Annotated in this window: 13 protein-coding genes; 9 read left to right on the forward strand and 4 right to left on the reverse strand. The window is 63.2% G+C overall.

Annotation, left to right across the window (positions count from 1 at the left end):
• Positions 1–2: 2 nt before the first annotated feature.
• From gatB to APH25_RS13125, 3 genes are all read left to right on the forward strand, one after another.
• The gene (gene gatB, locus APH25_RS13115) at positions 3–1,448 is read left to right on the forward strand and encodes an Asp-tRNA(Asn)/Glu-tRNA(Gln) amidotransferase subunit GatB (RefSeq protein ID WP_060482230.1); all 1,446 of its coding nucleotides are present in this window, start codon (positions 3–5) and stop codon (positions 1,446–1,448) included.
• Between the two features lie 128 nt (positions 1,449–1,576).
• A complete protein-coding gene (locus APH25_RS13120) occupies positions 1,577–1,951 on the forward strand; it encodes a septal ring lytic transglycosylase RlpA family protein (protein ID WP_060482231.1) in 375 nt (124 codons plus the stop codon).
• A 60-nt stretch (positions 1,952–2,011) separates the two neighbouring features.
• Positions 2,012–3,055, forward strand: coding sequence for a calcium/sodium antiporter (locus APH25_RS13125; RefSeq protein ID WP_060482232.1), 1,044 nt, complete (start codon positions 2,012–2,014; stop codon positions 3,053–3,055).
• Between the two features lie 51 nt (positions 3,056–3,106).
• Here the strand turns inward: APH25_RS13125 and APH25_RS13130 are convergent, their stop codons facing one another.
• From APH25_RS13130 to APH25_RS13145, 4 genes are all read right to left on the reverse strand, one after another.
• Positions 3,107–4,465 (reverse strand): amino acid permease, encoded by a 1,359-nt coding sequence (locus APH25_RS13130; protein ID WP_060482233.1) that lies wholly within the window; start codon positions 4,463–4,465, stop codon positions 3,107–3,109.
• A 55-nt stretch (positions 4,466–4,520) separates the two neighbouring features.
• Complete coding sequence (locus APH25_RS13135; protein ID WP_028631554.1) at positions 4,521–5,462, reverse strand: AEC family transporter; 942 nt, start codon at positions 5,460–5,462, stop codon at positions 4,521–4,523.
• Positions 5,463–5,552: 90 nt separating this feature from the next.
• On the reverse strand, positions 5,553–6,113 hold the full coding sequence (locus APH25_RS13140; RefSeq protein ID WP_028631555.1) for a response regulator transcription factor: 561 nt from the start codon (positions 6,111–6,113) through the stop codon (positions 5,553–5,555).
• Entirely contained in the window at positions 6,110–7,369 is a 1,260-nt protein-coding gene (locus APH25_RS13145; protein WP_028631556.1) for an ATP-binding protein, read from the reverse strand. The genes APH25_RS13140 and APH25_RS13145 overlap by 4 nt, the downstream gene beginning before the upstream one ends.
• 203 nt (positions 7,370–7,572) lie before the next feature.
• On the opposite strand from APH25_RS13145, the gene APH25_RS13150 reads away from it, so the two are divergent.
• From APH25_RS13150 to APH25_RS13175, 6 genes are all read left to right on the forward strand, one after another.
• On the forward strand, positions 7,573–8,289 hold the full coding sequence (locus APH25_RS13150; RefSeq protein ID WP_028631557.1) for an SIMPL domain-containing protein: 717 nt from the start codon (positions 7,573–7,575) through the stop codon (positions 8,287–8,289).
• A gap of 330 nt (positions 8,290–8,619) precedes the next feature.
• Positions 8,620–10,245 carry an ABC transporter substrate-binding protein gene (locus APH25_RS13155; RefSeq protein ID WP_060482234.1) on the forward strand — a complete coding sequence of 542 codons (1,626 nt, stop codon included), beginning with the start codon at positions 8,620–8,622 and terminating at the stop codon, positions 10,243–10,245.
• Between the two features lie 144 nt (positions 10,246–10,389).
• Positions 10,390–11,982, forward strand: coding sequence for an ABC transporter substrate-binding protein (locus APH25_RS13160; protein WP_028631558.1), 1,593 nt, complete (start codon positions 10,390–10,392; stop codon positions 11,980–11,982).
• A 173-nt stretch (positions 11,983–12,155) separates the two neighbouring features.
• Entirely contained in the window at positions 12,156–13,535 is a 1,380-nt protein-coding gene (locus APH25_RS13165) for an OprD family porin (protein WP_060482235.1), read from the forward strand.
• Between the two features lie 77 nt (positions 13,536–13,612).
• On the forward strand, positions 13,613–15,223 hold the full coding sequence (locus APH25_RS13170; RefSeq protein ID WP_060482236.1) for an ABC transporter substrate-binding protein: 1,611 nt from the start codon (positions 13,613–13,615) through the stop codon (positions 15,221–15,223).
• 89 nt (positions 15,224–15,312) lie between these two features.
• The gene (locus tag APH25_RS13175) at positions 15,313–16,323 is read left to right on the forward strand and encodes an ABC transporter permease subunit (protein ID WP_028631561.1); all 1,011 of its coding nucleotides are present in this window, start codon (positions 15,313–15,315) and stop codon (positions 16,321–16,323) included.
• Positions 16,324–16,325: the final 2 nt, after the last annotated feature.

A 16,325-nucleotide genomic window follows, 5' to 3' on the forward strand; every position in this document is an offset into this window, starting at 1 on the left:
ACATGCAATGGGAAGTTGTGATCGGGCTGGAAATCCACACTCAGCTCGCCACCCAGTCGAAGATCTTTTCCGGCAGCGCCACGACGTTTGGCTCGGAACCGAACACACAGGCCAGCCTGGTCGACCTGGGCATGCCCGGCGTACTGCCGGTACTCAACCAGGAAGCCGTGCGCATGGCGTGCATGTTCGGCCTGGCCATCGATGCTGAAATCGGCAAGCGCAACGTGTTTGCCCGCAAGAACTACTTTTACCCCGACCTGCCCAAGGGCTACCAGATCAGCCAGATGGACCTGCCAATCGTCGGCAAGGGTCACCTGGACATCGCCCTTGAAGACGGCACCCTCAAGCGCATCGGGATCACCCGTGCGCACCTGGAGGAAGACGCCGGCAAGAGCCTGCACGAAGACTTCAGCGGCTCCACCGGCATCGACTTGAACCGCGCCGGCACACCCTTGCTGGAGATCGTTTCCGAGCCAGACATGCGCAGCGCCAAGGAGGCCGTGGCGTACGTCAAGGCCATCCACGCCCTGGTGCGCTACCTGGGCATCTGTGACGGCAACATGGCCGAAGGCTCGCTGCGCTGCGACTGCAACGTGTCGATCCGCCCCAAGGGCCAGACCGAGTTCGGCACCCGCTGCGAGATCAAGAACGTCAACTCGTTCCGCTTCATCGAGCGCGCGATCAACAGCGAGATCCAGCGCCAGATCGACCTGATCGAAGACGGCGGCAAGGTGGTGCAGGAAACCCGCCTGTACGACCCGAACAAAGACGAAACCCGTTCCATGCGCAGCAAGGAGGAAGCCAACGACTATCGTTACTTCCCCGACCCAGACCTGCTGCCAGTGGTGATCGAAGACAGCTTCCTGGCAACCGTGCGTGCCGGCCTGCCGGAACTGCCGCCGCAGAAAGTCGAGCGTTTCCAGAGCCAGTACGGCCTGTCGGCCTATGATGCCAACGTGCTGGCCTCCAGCCGTGAGCAGGCCGACTACTTCGAGGAAGTGGTCAAGATCGGTGGCGATGCGAAGCTTGCGGCCAACTGGGTCATGGTCGAGCTGGGCAGCCTGCTGAACAAGCTGGGCATCGAAATCGACCAGGCCCCGGTCAGCGCTGCGCACCTGGGTGGCATGTTGCTGCGCATCCGCGACAACACCATCAGCGGCAAGATCGCCAAGACGGTATTCGAAGCCATGGCTGCCGGTGAAGGGGATGCCGACAGCATCATCGAAAGCCGCGGCCTGAAACAGGTGACCGACAGCGGCGCCATCGAGCAGATGCTCGACGAAGTGCTGGCGGCCAACGCCGAACAGGTCGAGCAGTACCGGGCAGCCGACGAGGCCAAGCGCGGCAAGATGTTCGGCTTCTTCGTCGGCCAGGCGATGAAAGCCTCCAAAGGCAAGGCCAACCCCGGGCAGGTGAACCAACTGCTCAAGGCCAAGCTCGAAGGCTGACTGTTTTACCCATGTAGACCTGCGAGGGCCCGGCCCTCGTTCGCGGCATGACCCGCGCTCACAGCGGCCCCATTCAATACGCTGTGGGCGCGGTTTACCCGCGATGTGGCCACACTGGAGTGCCCCACTTGCTGAAACGATCCCTGGGCACCTTCGCCCTCTTCGCCCTTCTGGCAGGCTGCGCCAGCCATGACATCGACCCACGCGGTTATGACAAGACCGGCACCGCCTCGTATTACGGCTCACGCCACCACGGCAAACGCACAGCCAGCGGCGAGCCCTTCAACCAGCACAGCCTCACCGCCGCCCACCGCACCTTGCCATTCGGCAGCCGCGTACTGGTGACCAACCTGGCCAACCAGCGCAGCGTGGTGGTGCGCATCAACGACCGCGGCCCACATGCCCGCAACCGCCTGATCGACCTGTCACGCGCCGCCGCAGAAAAAATCGGCATGCTGCGTAGCGGAACAGCGCGCGTGCGGGTACAAGGGCTTAGTGACTGACGCGACTGGAGCCCTATCATCTTCGACCTGGCCACCCTTCCCACCTTCAGCCTTCTGCAGTTGGGCATCGCCCTGCTGCTGCTGGTCGGCGGCGCCGAATTGCTGGTGCGTGCGTCGCTGCGCCTGGCGCAAAGGCTGCATGTTCGCCCGCTGATCATCGGCCTGAGCCTGGTGGCCTTCGGCAGCACGGCACCCCAGCTCACCGTCAGCCTGCAGGCCGCCTACCAGGGCGCACCGGACGTTGCCGTAGGCAGCGTGATCGGCAGCAACATCTTCAACGTACTGGCCATCCTCGGCTTGGCCGCGCTGATTATTCCGCTGCGGGTATCGCGCCAGCTGGTACGCCTGGACATCCCGTTGATGATCGTGGCAAGCCTGCTGGTATACGGCTTGGCCGCCAACGGCTACCTGGGGAGGCTGGAAGGGGCATTGCTGCTGCTTGGGCTAGTGGGTTACCTGGCGATGCTATGGCATCAGTCGCGCCACTACGCACGCACGTACCCGGCCCCGCGCACGGCTACCTCCAGCGCCGGCCGTTTCTGGGCGGGCACGGCCCTGCAGGTGCTGATCGGCCTAGGCTTGTTGACCCTTGCCGGCCACCTGTTGCTGGACGCCGTGGTAGAAGTGGCCACCGACCTGGGGCTGTCGGAGCGAGTGATCGGCCTGACCGTGGTGGCCATCTGCACCTCCTTGCCCGAACTGGCGGCGGCGCTGATCGCCGCCCTGCGCGGCGAGCGTGAAATTGCCGTGGGCACGGTGATCGGCAGCAACCTGTTCAACCTGCTCGGCGTACTGGGGCTCACGGCCCTGGTCACACCCGAGCCACTGTCGATATCGCCCAACGCACTGGATTTCGACCTGCCTGTGATGCTTGGCGTGGCGGTGCTGAGCCTGCCCGTGTTCTATTCGGGCTACCGCATCACCCGCGCCGAAGGGCTTGTGTTTCTGTGCCTGTACCTGGCATATGGGCTACACGTTGCAGCATTCACCATGGGCATGCCACTGGCTGGCCGCCTGGAACGCCTGATGCTGCTCTACGTGCTGCCAGTGCTAGCGCTGGTGCTGCTGTACACCACCGTGCGAGCCTGGCGCCGCCAGCATTAGCGGCAGGCGACGCGCTTTTCGCGGGCTTACCCGCGATGAGGCCAGGCCTGCCTAGCTAGCCTGGCGAGCCTTTTTCAGCCTGAACGCCACCCACAACGCAGCAATCCAGGCCGGGATCAGCATCACCGAGATGCGAATCGGCGGGGTCAGGTACATCACCACCAAGATCAACACGATGAACGCCAGGCACAGGTAATTGCTCAGCGGGTGCCACAGGCTCTTGTAGAACGGCGTCACCCCTGCTGCGAGCTTGGCCTTGCGGAACTTCAGGTGGGTAATGCTGATGCTCGCCCAGTTGATCACCAGCGCCGACACCGCCAGGGCCATCAGCAAACCAAAGGCTTCACCCGGCATCAGGTAGTTGATCACCACACACAAGCCCGTAGCCAGTGCCGACACACCCAGGGCTGTAAGCGGTACGCCACTGCGGCTGACCTTGAGCAACTGGCGCGGCGCATCACCCTGGCTGGCTAGGCCGAACAGCATGCGGCTGTTGGCATACACGCAGCTGTTGTAGACCGACAGGGCTGCCGTGAGCACCACGACGTTGAGGATGGTGGCCACCACATCGCTGTTGGCATTGTGGAAGATCATCACGAATGGGCTCCCGCCCTGCACCACCTTCTGCCACGGGTACAGCGACAGCAGCACGGCCAGCGCACCGATGTAGAAGATCAGAATGCGATACACCACCTGGTTGGTGGCCTTGGGGATGCTTTGGCGTGGGTTGTCGGCTTCTGCAGCGGTGATGCCCACCAGCTCCAGGCCACCGAACGAGAACATGATCACAGCCAGGGCCATGACCAGCCCGGTGACGCCATTGGGGAAGAACCCGCCGTACTGCCACAGGTTGGCGACACTGGCATCCGGGCCGCCCGTGCCGCTGGCCAACAGCCAGGCGCCAAAGCCGATCATGCTGAGGATGGCCACGACCTTGATCAGGGCGAACCAGAACTCCATTTCGCCATACACCTTCACCTGGGTGAGGTTGATCAGGTTGATCACCACGAAGAAGATCGCCGCCGTCGCCCAGGTGGGGAAGCCCGGCCACCAGTACTGCACGTAAATGCCCACAGCGGTCAGCTCTGCCATGCCCACCAGCACGTAGACCACCCAGTAGTTCCAGCCTGAAACAAACCCTGCGAACTCGCTCCAGTAGCGGTGGGCAAAATGGCTGAAGCTGCCGGCTACCGGCTCCTCCACCACCATTTCACCCAGCTGGCGCATGATCAGGAAGGCCATCAGGCCGGCGATGGCATAGCCCAGCAGCACGGAGGGGCCGGCCAGCTGGATGGTCTGGGCGATGCCCAGGAACAACCCGGTGCCAATGGCACCGCCCAGTGCGATCAGCTGGATATGGCGGTTCTTCAGCCCGCGCTGTAACTGCTCGGGCCTGTTCTGGTCTTGCATGAAGTGTCCTTTCGCTGGTGAGGCAGTGTTATCGCTTTCGTTGTCGGCCAAGGATCTAGATCCATCCGCCCCACTGCAAGATGAAAATACCAATATTGGTGGTAATTGCCGCCATTAGCGTAGTAATCACGATGATAGAGGCTGCCAGTTCATGGTTGCCATTGGCTGCCCTGGCCATCACGTAGCTGGCCGCAGCGGTGGGGCTGCCGATGTACAGGAACAGGATGCCCAACTCGGCGCCCCGAAAACCGCACAGCCACGCACCCAGGGTGCCGGCCAGCGGCAGCCAGACCATCTTCACCAGGCTGGCATCCATGGCCAGCCGGCCGCTGTCGCGCAGCGCCGTCAGCGACAGGGTGCCGCCAATGCAGATAAGCGCCAACGGCAGGGTCATCTGGGCCAGGTAGTCACCCGAGGTGAGCAACCAGTTGGGCAGCGGTACCTGGCCGTAGGCCATGGGGGTGGCCACCAGCACGCTGATGATCAGCGGGTTGCTGAAGATACTCTTGCAGATGCTCCAGGGGTCGGACTTGAGGTCTGGGCTGTAGACCGCCAGCACCACCGCCGACAGCGAGTTGTACATGAGGATGACCAGCCCGGCGAGCACTGCCCCCAAAGAAATGCCGTAGTCCCCATACAGGCTTGCTGCCAGGGCCAGGCCGATGACGCCGTTATTGCCGCGAAACGCACCCTGGGTGTAGATACCACGGTCTGCGACCGGGCTGCGCCATACTGCCATGCCCCAGGCGATGGCAAACCCGACCAGGGTGGCAATCACGAAGTAGAGCATCACGCCCGGTTTTACCGCGGCGGCCAGGTCGGCGTGATAGATGCCCAGGAACAGCAACGCGGGCATGCAGACGTTGAACACCAGCTGCGAGGCGACCCGGTTGAAGTTGTCGTCGATAAGGTTGATGCGCCGCAGCAGCACGCCCATGAACAGCATGGCAAAGACAGGCGCCGTAATGTTCAGCGTCTGGACGAGAAGGGCAAGCATGCGCGCACCATCCGGATGGGGGTTACCGTTAGGCGGCTAATGATACACCGGTCGGCGCGTGCATGGCGCGCGCCAACTACGGGCAGCGACTCAGCGGCGGACGGGGCGCTTCTGCAGCTTGCGTTGCAGGGTACGGCGGTGCATGCCCAGGGCGCGTGCGGTGGCCGAGATATTGCCCTCGTGCTCATTGAGCACGCGCTGGATGTGCTCCCACTGCAAACGGTCGACCGACATGGGGTTTTCCGGCACCAGGGTGTCCAGGTCGGTGTGCTCCGACAGCAGCGCCGCCAGTACATCATCAGCATCGGCCGGCTTGCACAGGTAATTGCAGGCACCGCGCTTCACGGCTTCCACCGCTGTGGCGATGCTGGAATAACCGGTCAGGATCACCACACGCATCTCCGGGTCCAGGGCCAGCAGCTTGGGCAGCAACACCAGCCCCGAGTCGCCTTCCATTTTCAGGTCCAGGGTGGCGTAGTCCGGCAGGTCCTGCTGGGCCAGCACCAGGCCCTCTTCGGCAGAGCTTGCGGTGCTCACCCGGAAGCCGCGACGGCTCATGGCCCGGGCCATCACCCGGGTGAAGGTGGCGTCGTCATCCACCAGCAACAGGTGGGGCAGCTCTTCGCTTTCGACCTGGTTTTCTTCGCTCATCTTTCTTCTCCTCGCGTGCCGTGGGGCAGGCGCAATTCGGTCAGGGTGCCACCTTGATCATGACTATAGAGTTTCACCGAACCACCCGCACGGGTCACGCTGGCCTTGCTCAGGAACAGGCCCAGGCCAAAACCCTTGCCCTTGGTGGTGATGAAAGGTTTGCCAATGGCTTCGGCAATGGCCGGTGGCACACCCGGGCCATGGTCGCGGATGCTGATGACGATGTCCTGGGCGTCCCAGTCCAGGCGCACTTCCAGGTCATCGGGGCAGGCATCGGCAGCATTGTTCAGCAGGTTCAGCAACGCCTGGGTCAGGTCTGGCGGTGGGGTCAGGCGCGGCACCTGGCCATCGCGCAGGCGCTGGAAGCGGTAGCTGGCTTCGGGGCGCATCAGGTGCCAGCGGTTCAGCGCCTCGTCCAGCCAGGCGGTCACGTCCTGCTCAACCAGCGCCAGGCGCCGATTGGCTTCAGCAGCGCGCACCAGGTGCTGCAGGGTCTGCTTGCACAGCTTTACCTGGTCCTGAAGGATCTGCAGGTCTTCCTGCAGCAGAGGGTCGTGGTGGTCCTGGCGCATTTCGTTCAGCAGCACGCTCATGGTCGCCAGCGGCGTGCCCAGCTCGTGGGCGGCGCCGGCAGCCTGGGTGGCCACCGCCAGCAATTGCTCGTCGCGCAGGCTTTCTTCGCGCCGCTCGGAACGCAGTTGCTCCTGGCGCCGCAGCTCTTCGGCCATGCGTGCGGCAAAGAAGGTGATCACCGCAGCGGCCAAGGCAATGCTCAGCCACATGCCGTACACCTGCATCTTGTCCCGCGCCAGGGGCAGGCCTTCCAGCGGGTAGAACTGCACCAGCAGCAGGCTGTAGGCAGTCAGCGCGATGCCGGACAGTATCAGCGAGTACAGCCAGGGCAGCGTCACCGCCGCGATCGCCAGGGGCACCAGGTAATACGACACGAACGGGTTGGTGGAACCGCCCGAGTAATACAGCAGCGCACTGTGGATCAGCAGGTCGCAGGCCAGTTGCAGGGCGTATTCCAGTTCGGTGACCGGGAGCGACAGGCGCAGGCGCAGGGCCGTGAACGCGCACAGCAACGAGGACAAAGCCAAGGTGCCCGCCAACGATAGCCAGGGCAGCGGCAGCAGTTCGGTCCAGTAGGCCACGCCCACGGAACCCGCCTGGGCGGCCAGGACCAGAACCCGGATGACAGTCAGGCGCCAGAGGTTCTGGCGGGTAGCGGACAGCGGTTGTACGGCGGCGAGCATGAGCTCTCCTGATGAGTGCTCCAGAAAATCGGCTGGAGTATACCGAAGCCGGGCGCCTCGCTGCAGCAATGCGGCAAAGCGCCACACTTTGTCACAGGTTGCCGATGGCACCGCTGAACCCACTACACTGTTTTCCGGTCTGACTGGCCATGCGTGGAATGGATGGCCAACACCCCACGCCTTTCTCTGCCAAGGAGCACCTTATGCACATTCAACGTCGCGGCGCCGCCCTCCTGCTGTCCTGTGGTCTGCTCGCCAGCCTGCCGGCCCTGGCCGCCGATGAGCCGCGCTTCAACCAGGTCTCGCTGCGCGCCGAAGTCAGCAAGGAAGTGGCGCGCGACCTGATGGTCGTGACCCTGTACAGCGAAGCGCAGAACACCGACCCAGGCAAGCTTGCCAAGCAGATCACCGAAACCATGAACAAGGCCGTGCAGCAGTCGCGCCAGGTCAAGGACGTCAAGATCAGCCAGGGCAGCCGTAACAGCTACCCCGTATACGACACCAAGGGCCAGAAGATCACCGGCTGGCGCGAGCGCGCCGAACTGCGCCTGGAAAGCGCCGACTTCCCTGCCCTGTCTCAATTGACCGCCGACCTGCTGCAGGACCTGAAAATGGGCGGCATGGACTTCTCCATCGCCCCGGCTACCCGCAAAGCCAGCGAGGACGCGCTGCTCAAGGATGCAGTGGACGCCTTCAAGGCCCGTGCGCAGCTGGCCACCGAAGCCCTGGGCGGTACCGGTTACAAAGTGGTCAACCTGAACCTCAACAGCAGCGGCTACCCACGCCCGTACCTGCGCAGCGCACCGATGGCGATGAAAGCCATGGCGGCTGACGAAGCGGCACCCGCGCCGGACATCGAGGCCGGTACCAGCGAAGTCAGCATGAACGCCGATGGCCTGATCGAGGTGCAAATGCCCTGACGGCAGCGCGCTGTAAACAGGGGCCCGGTCGTGAATGCGATCGGGCTTTTGCGTGTCTGGGCATACATATCAGCCCCGTCTTACACATCTTTGAGATGTGTCCTACATCATTCCCTAAGCAGAAATAATCCGAAAAACGCCATCATTTTGCCAACGCAAACGTTTAACTTCGCCTAAAGTTACATGAATGCGACATCCATGTACGACCGTACTACCTTTCCGGTGCCATCTATCCTTGTGCCTGTTGCATTGGCAATCAGCCGTGCACGAGTATCCGCAGGTCGGCTCACGAGGCCACCTCATCCGAACAATGACAACAATGAGGCCATCATGCTCAAACATGCAGTCATTCCGTTCCTGCTAGGCGCAGGCATGCTCACCGGCGCACCGTCAGCACTGGCCGCGTCCAACCTGGTGTTCTGTTCGGAGGGCAGCCCGGCCGGGTTCGACCCGGGGCAATACACCACCGGGACCGACTTCGACGCGTCGGCCGAGACCATGTTCAATCGCCTCACCCAGTTCGAACGCGGTGGCACTGCAGTGGTGCCGGGCCTTGCTACCCGCTGGGAGGTGTCGGACGACGGCAAGGCCTACACCTTCCACCTGCGCGAAGGCGTGAAGTTCCACACCACCGACTACTTCAAGCCCAGCCGGCCCTTCAACGCCGACGACGTGCTGTTCACCTTCAACCGCATGCTCGACAAGGACCAGCCGTTCCGCAAGGCGTACCCCACCGAGTTCCCCTATTTCACCGACATGGGCATGGACAAGAACATCGCCAAGGTGGAGAAACTGGACGAACACACGGTCAAGTTCACCCTCAACGACGTCGACGCCGCGTTCATCCAGAACCTGGCCATGAGCTTTGCTTCCATTCAGTCAGCCGAGTACGCCGACCAGTTGCTCAAGCAGGGCAAGCCGGCCGACATCAACCAGAAGCCCATCGGCACCGGCCCGTTCGTGTTCAGCAAGTACCAGAAGGACGCGCAGATCCGCTTCAAGGGCAACAAGGACTATTGGCAACCTGATGACGTGAAGATCGACAACCTGATCTTCGCCATCACCACTGACGCTTCGGTGCGCATGCAGAAGCTGAAGAAGAACGAATGCCAGGTCACCCTGTTCCCCCGCCCCGCCGACATCGAGCCGCTGAAGGCCGACAAGAACCTGCAGATGCCCCACCAGGCCGGCTTCAACCTCGGCTACATCGCCTACAACGTGATGGACAAGGTAAAGGGCAGCAACGAGCCCAACCCGCTGGCCCAGCTGAAGGTGCGTCAGGCGCTGGACATGGCTGTGGACAAGCAGAAAATCATCGAGTCGGTGTACCAGGGCGCCGGCCAGCTGGCGGTCAACGCCATGCCGCCAACCCAGTGGTCGTATGACACCACTATCAAGGACGCCCCCTTCGACCCGGAAAAAGCCAAGCAACTGCTGAAAGAGGCAGGCATCAAGGACGGGACCGAAATCACCCTGTGGGCCATGCCCGTGCAGCGCCCCTACAACCCCAACGCCAAGCTGATGGCCGAGATGCTCCAGTCTGACTGGGCCAAGATCGGCATCAAGGCCAAGATCGTCAGCTACGAGTGGGGCGAATACATCAAGCGCTCCAAAGGCGGCGAACAGGGCGCCATGCTGATTGGCTGGAGCGGCGACAACGGCGACCCGGACAACTGGCTGGGCACCCTGTACGGCTGCGATGCGGTCGACGGCAACAACTTCTCGAAGTGGTGCTACAAGCCTTACGACGACCTGATCAAACAGGCCAAGGCCACCCCCGACCAGGCCAAACGTACCGAGCTGTACAAACAGGCCCAGCACATCCTCAAGGAGCAGGTGCCGATCACCCCGATCGCCCACTCCACCGTCTACCAACCCATGAGCGCCAAGGTGAAGGGCTTCAAGATCAGCCCCTTCTCGCTGAACGCGTTCTACGGCGTCAGCGTGGACCAATAGCCTGACCGGGCACCCGCCAGCATCGGGTGCCCGGGTTTTCCGCTACTCACTGTGTTGCCCGGCCGCCTTTGGCTGCGGGGTCGACGAACTGTTGCCGCCATTCCTGCCACACGGCGGTGCAACCCTGACGCACAAGGATTTGCCATGCGTAACGCTACCTGCTTCACCACCCTGCTCGCCCTGGGCGTGCTGGGCCTTTCCCCTGCGCTGCAGGCCCGCAACCTGGTGTTCTGCTCCGAGGGCAGCCCTGCCGGTTTCGATACCGCCCAATACACCACGGCCACCGACAACGATGCCGCCGAGCCCCTCTACAACCGCCTGGTGGAGTTCGAACGCGGCGCCACCGCGGTGCAGCCGGCGCTGGCCACCCGCTGGGAGGTTTCCGATGATGGCCTGCGCTACACCTTCCACCTGCGCGAAGGGGTGAAGTTTCACAGCAACAAGGGGTTCACCCCCAGCCGCGACTTCAACGCCGATGACGTGCTGTTCACCTTCAACCGCATGCACGACAAGGCTCACCCGTTCCGCAAGGCCTACCCCACCGAGTTCCCTTACTTCGTCAGCATGGGCCTGGACAAGACCATCGCCCGCGTCGAAAAGACCGACCCGATGACTGTGGTGTTCACCCTGAACACGGTCGATGCGGCGTTCATCCAGAACCTGGCCATGAGTTTTGCCTCCATTCTGTCTGCCGAGTACGCCGAGCAATTGCTGGCAAGCGGCCGCCCCAGCGACATCAACCAGCACCCTATCGGTACCGGCCCGTTCGTGTTCCAGCGTTACCAGAAGGACTCGCAGATTCGCTACAAGGGCAACCAGAACTACTGGGCGCCGGAAAACGTGAAGCTCGACAACCTGGTGTTCTCGATCAACGTCGACCCGTCGGTGCGGATCCAGAAGCTGCGCCGCAACGAATGCCAGGTCACCCTGCACCCACGCCCGGCCGACCTGCCAGCGCTGCGCCAGGACAGCAAGCTGCAGGTCATGCAGCAGGCAGGCTTCAACCTGGGCTACATCGCCTACAACACCCAGCATCCACCCTTTGACCGCCTGGAGGTACGCCAGGCCATGGACATGGCGGTGAACAAGCAGGCCATCCTCCAGGCGGTGTACCAGGAGGCCGGGCAGCGGGCGGTCAATGCCATGCCGCCTACCCAGTGGTCCTATGATGAAAGCATCAAGGACGCCCCCTACGACCCGGAAAAAGCCCGGCAACTGCTGGAGCAGGCCAAGGTGGCACCCGGTACCGAAATCACCCTGTGGGCCATGCCCGTGCAGCGCCCCTACAACCCCAACGCCAAGTTGATGGCCGAGATGCTGCAGGCGGACTGGAGCAAGCTGGGTTTCAAGGTGCGCATCGTCAGTTACGAGTGGGGCGAGTACGTCAAACGCCTCAAGAGTGGTGAGCACGACGTGGCCCTGATCGGCTGGACCGGCGACAACGGCGACCCTGACAACTGGCTGGGCACGCTCTACAGCTGCGATGCCATTGGCAGCAACAACTACTCGCTGTGGTGCGACCCGCAGTACGACAGCCTGGTCAAGCGTGCCAAGCAGGTTACCGACCCGGCCCAGCGCACCACGCTGTACCAGCAGGCCCAACAGCGGCTCAAGCAACAAGTGCCCATCACCCCCGTCGCCCATTCAACCGTCAACCAGCCCCTGAGCACACAGGTGAGCGGGTTCAAGGTGAGCCCATTCGGCCGCAACAACTTTTCTGGCGTGAGCGTCGACTGACGCGCCGTCGGCCGCGCCGCCCTGCAGGGGGGAGGGACCTGCAAGGCGGGCCTGCGCAGCAGGCGTAAAACGCTGTTTCAGCCATGGCGATCCCATGGCGCCCCAGGCAACACCGCAGCAACCACCCGGCCCACGAGGCCGGCAATAACTAGAAATGAAAAGGAGCTTCCAACGTGAGACTGTTCACTTCAAGCACACTCGCTCTAGCGATTAGTGCCGCAACCACCGTGGCCCACGCCGAGCCGCAAAGCCAGGCTTACCAACCGCTCACACTTGCCTCAGGCAACGCGCAGAGCCAGGCCAGCGGCTTTCTGGAAGGCCAGAGCCTGTCCGGCAGCACGCGCAACTGGTACGCCCGTGAGCGTGCCGCCCGCGCGCCGCTGTGGAAGTACTACAAAGGCGACGGCACCCGCCACCCGACACACAGCCGCGAGAACTGGGTGCAGGGCAGCATCCTCAATTACAGCTCCGGGTTTACCCAGGGCACTGTGGGCTTCGCCGTGGAAGCCGCTGGCTACAATGCCATCGCCCTGCAGCAAAGCCGCCAGGCCATCGCCGGGCCCAACAACCGTACCCTCACCCACAGCGATGGCGACCCGTTGGGGCAGTGGAGCAAGCTCGGCCTGGGCAACGTCAAGGCGCGGGTGTCCAACACCACCCTTACCCTGGGCCGCCAGTCCGTAGACACCCCGATGATCGCCTTCATCGGCAACCGGGCCCTGCCGTCGAGCTTTCAGGGTGCCTTTCTGCACAGCGCCGAGTTCGAGAACCTGACGTTCGACGTGGGCACCTTCGACCGGGTATCGCCGCGCACCGAGCAGAGCCTGAGCAAGTTTCGCAGCGAGTACGGCGCCCTGGGCGTGGAAACCGACCGCGCCAGTACCGCCGGCATCAACTACCAGCCCTTCAAGAGCCTGACCACCAGCCTGTACGCCACCAAGGTGGACGACTTCTGGAACCAGTACTACTTCGGCGCCAGCCACGTGCTCGGCGACAGCGGGGTGCTAAGCCTGACCACCGGTTTGAACTACTACAAGACCAAGGACGCCGGCAGCCGCAAGATGGGGCAGATCGACAACGATACCTACAGCCTGTCGCTGGGCCTGACGCACCAGGCGCACACCCTGACGGCTTCCTGGCAGCAGGTCAACGGCAACGAGTACTTCGACTACCTGCACGAAACCAACGGCATCTACCTGGCCAACTCGCTGCTGTCGGACTTCAACGGCCCCAACGAGAAGTCGCTGCAGCTGTCCTATGTGCTGAACATGGCGCCCTACGGCGTGCCAGGCCTCAAGTTCAACCTGTACAACGCGCGCGGCTGGGGCATTGACGGCACCCACTACCGAGGCACCGCCTACGACGTGAGGGGCCTGGATGGCGAAACCCATTACGAGTGGGGTATCGGCACCAGCTATGCAGTGCAGAGCGGGCCGTTGAAAGACACCAGTATCCGCGCCACCTACACCACGCACAGGGCCAGCAAGGCCCAGGGCGACGGCAGCCTGGACGAGTTCCGGGTGGTCACCACCATTCCGTTCAACATCCTCTGACCGCAGCCGCCCCGGCCGGCTTCCTGGCGGGCCGGGGCAGCTACGCTGGAATCAGTCACGCAGGGAGACATCAACCCATGCACAAGGTAGTCAACAGATCACTGGCACTGCGCCTGGCGGTGGCCGCAATGATGATGGGCGCCGCCGCGCAGCTGGCGGCCAAACCACTGGTGGTATGCTCCGAAGCCAGCCCGGAAGGCTTCGACGTGGTCCAGTACACCACCGCCGTCACCTTCGATGCAGCCTCCGAAACACTGTTCAACCGCCTGGTCGAGTTCAAGCCTGGCACCACCGACATCCAGCCGTCCCTGGCCGAGCGCTGGGAGGTGTCTGCAGACGGCCTGACCTACACCTTCCACCTGCGCCAGGGGGTGAAGTTCCACAGCACCGGCTACTTCACCCCCACCCGCGACTTCAATGCCGATGACGTGCTGTGGAGCCTGCGTCGCCAGCTCGACCCGGCCCATCCGTGGCACGACAAGACCAGCATCGGCTTCCCGTACTTCGAAAGCATGGCCTTCAAGCAGTTGCTCAAATCGGTGGACAAGACCGACGACCATACCGTAGTCATCACCCTCACCCGCCCGGAAGCGCCCTTCTTGCGGGACATGGCCATGGCCTTCACCTCCATCTATTCCGCCGAGTACGGCGACCAGCTGCTCAAGGCCGGCAAAACCGCCGAGCTCAACAGCAAGCCTATCGGTACCGGCCCGTTCATCTTCCAGCGCTACAACAAGGACGCCCAGGTACGCTTCAAGCCCAACCCTGACTACTTCCGCGGCAAGCCGCCTGCCGACGCGCTGATCTTCGCCATTGCCACCGACAGCAACGTGCGCCTGCAAAAACTGCGTGCCAACGAATGCCAGGTGGCGCTCTACCCCAAACCGGATGACGTGCCGTCGATCATCAAGGACCCCAACCTGAAGGTGGCGCAGACCGAAGCGCTGGTCACCGGCTACATCGCCATGAACACCCAGCACCCGTACCTGAGCGACGTGCGCGTGCGCAAGGCCATCAACATGGCCTTCGACCGCCAGACCCACGTGGACCAGCTGTTCGGCAAGGGCAATGCGCTGGTGGCGGTGAACCCCTACCCGCCGACCATGATGGGCTACAACACCACCAACCGTAACCTGCCCCGCGACCTCGACCAGGCACGCGCCCTGCTGCGCCAGGCCGGCGTGCCGGAGGGCACCGTGATCACGCTGTTCACCCGCAACGGCGGCGGCCCCACCAACCCCAACCCGCGCTTGTCTGCCGAAATGCTGCAGGCTGACCTGGCGCAGATCGGCCTGAAGCTGGACATCCGCGTCATGGAATGGGCCGAGATGCTGCGCAGGGCCAAAAAAGGCGAGGCAGACCTGGTGTCCAGCGGCTGGGCCGGCGACAACGGCGACCCGGACAACTTCCTTACCCCGTTGCTCAGTTGCGAGGCTGCCAAGAACGGCGAGAACTATGCCCGCTGGTGCAACTCGAAATTCCAGCAACTGATTACCCGCGCCCGCGAGGTGATCGACAACGACGAGCGTGCAGCGCTCTATAGCGAGGCATTGAAGGTGTACGATGACGACCAACCCTGGATCAGCATGGCCCACCCCAAGGTGTTCACCGCCATGCGTGACAACGTGGAGGGCTATGTGATCAGCCCCCTGACCACCAACAACTTCGCTACCACCAAGGTGAAGTAGAACAACAACGACCGCCGGCAACCCAGACGGGGACCGGCGGCATTGCCGTGAGGGCGGCCAGCCCCACGGCCTGATGAGGTACCCCGACGATGTTGAGTTTTATTGCCCGGCGCCTTGGCCTGCTGATACCGACGTTCTTTGGTATTACGCTGCTGACCTTCGCGCTGATACGCCTGATCCCCGGCGACCCGGTGGAAGTGATGATGGGCGAGCGCAGGGTCGACCCGGAAATGCACGCCCAGGCCATGGAGCGCCTGGGCCTGAACAAGCCGCTGCCGGCCCAGTACCTGGACTACGTGGGCAAGCTGGCCCAGGGCGACCTGGGTGAATCGCTGCGCACCCGCGAGAGCGTTTGGCGCGAGTTCATGACCCTGTTCCCGGCCACCCTGGAACTGGCCATGGCCGCCCTCCTGTTCGCCGGCATCGTCGGCCTGCTGGCAGGCGTGATCGCCGCACTCAAGCGCGGCTCGCTGTTCGACCACGGGGTGATGGGCCTGTCCCTGGCGGGGTACTCCATGCCGATCTTCTGGTGGGGCCTGATCCTGATCATGTTCTTCTCGGTGAGCCTGGGCTGGACGCCGGTTTCCGGGCGTATCGACCTGCTGTACGACATCGAGCCCAAAACCGGCTTCATGCTCATCGACACCTTGCTCAGCGACGAGGAAGGCTCGTTCAAAGATGCCGTGATGCACCTGATTCTGCCGGCCATCGTGCTGGGCACCATCCCCTTGGCGGTAATCGCGCGCATGACCCGCTCCTCGATGCTGGAAGTGCTGCGCGAAGACTACGTGCGCACCGCCCGCGCCAAGGGCCTGTCACCGGCCCGCGTGGTGTTCGTGCACGGTTTGCGCAACGCGCTGATCCCGGTGCTCACGGTGTTCGGCCTGCAGGTGGGCACCTTACTGGCCGGTGCGGTGCTGACCGAAACCATCTTTTCCTGGCCGGGCATCGGCAAATGGCTGATCGAAGCCATCGGTGCCCGTGACTACCCCGTGGTCCAGAACGGCATCCTGTTGATCGCCTGCCTGGTGATTCTGGTCAACTTCGTGGTGGATATCCTCTACGGCCTGGCCAACCCACGCATCCGTCATCAGCGCTGAGG

The sequence above is a fragment of the Pseudomonas sp. NBRC 111119 genome (assembly GCF_001320125.1).
Classification (GTDB): domain Bacteria; phylum Pseudomonadota; class Gammaproteobacteria; order Pseudomonadales; family Pseudomonadaceae; genus Aquipseudomonas; species Aquipseudomonas parafulva.

Excerpts from the sequence above, each read along its gene's own strand:
- APH25_RS13140 (WP_028631555.1), bottom strand. The coding sequence starts at position 6,113 with ATGAGCGAAGAAAACCAGGTCGAAAGCGAAGAGCTGCCCCACCTGTTG.
- APH25_RS13150 (WP_028631557.1), top strand. The coding sequence starts at position 7,573 with ATGCACATTCAACGTCGCGGCGCCGCCCTCCTGCTGTCCTGTGGTCTG.
- gatB (WP_060482230.1), top strand. The coding sequence starts at position 3 with ATGCAATGGGAAGTTGTGATCGGGCTGGAAATCCACACTCAGCTCGCC.
- APH25_RS13130 (WP_060482233.1), bottom strand. The coding sequence starts at position 4,465 with ATGCAAGACCAGAACAGGCCCGAGCAGTTACAGCGCGGGCTGAAGAAC.
- APH25_RS13135 (WP_028631554.1), bottom strand. The coding sequence starts at position 5,462 with ATGCTTGCCCTTCTCGTCCAGACGCTGAACATTACGGCGCCTGTCTTT.
- APH25_RS13145 (WP_028631556.1), bottom strand. The coding sequence starts at position 7,369 with ATGCTCGCCGCCGTACAACCGCTGTCCGCTACCCGCCAGAACCTCTGG.
- APH25_RS13170 (WP_060482236.1), top strand. The coding sequence starts at position 13,613 with ATGCACAAGGTAGTCAACAGATCACTGGCACTGCGCCTGGCGGTGGCC.
- APH25_RS13175 (WP_028631561.1), top strand. The coding sequence starts at position 15,313 with ATGTTGAGTTTTATTGCCCGGCGCCTTGGCCTGCTGATACCGACGTTC.
- APH25_RS13160 (WP_028631558.1), top strand. The coding sequence starts at position 10,390 with ATGCGTAACGCTACCTGCTTCACCACCCTGCTCGCCCTGGGCGTGCTG.
- APH25_RS13155 (WP_060482234.1), top strand. The coding sequence starts at position 8,620 with ATGCTCAAACATGCAGTCATTCCGTTCCTGCTAGGCGCAGGCATGCTC.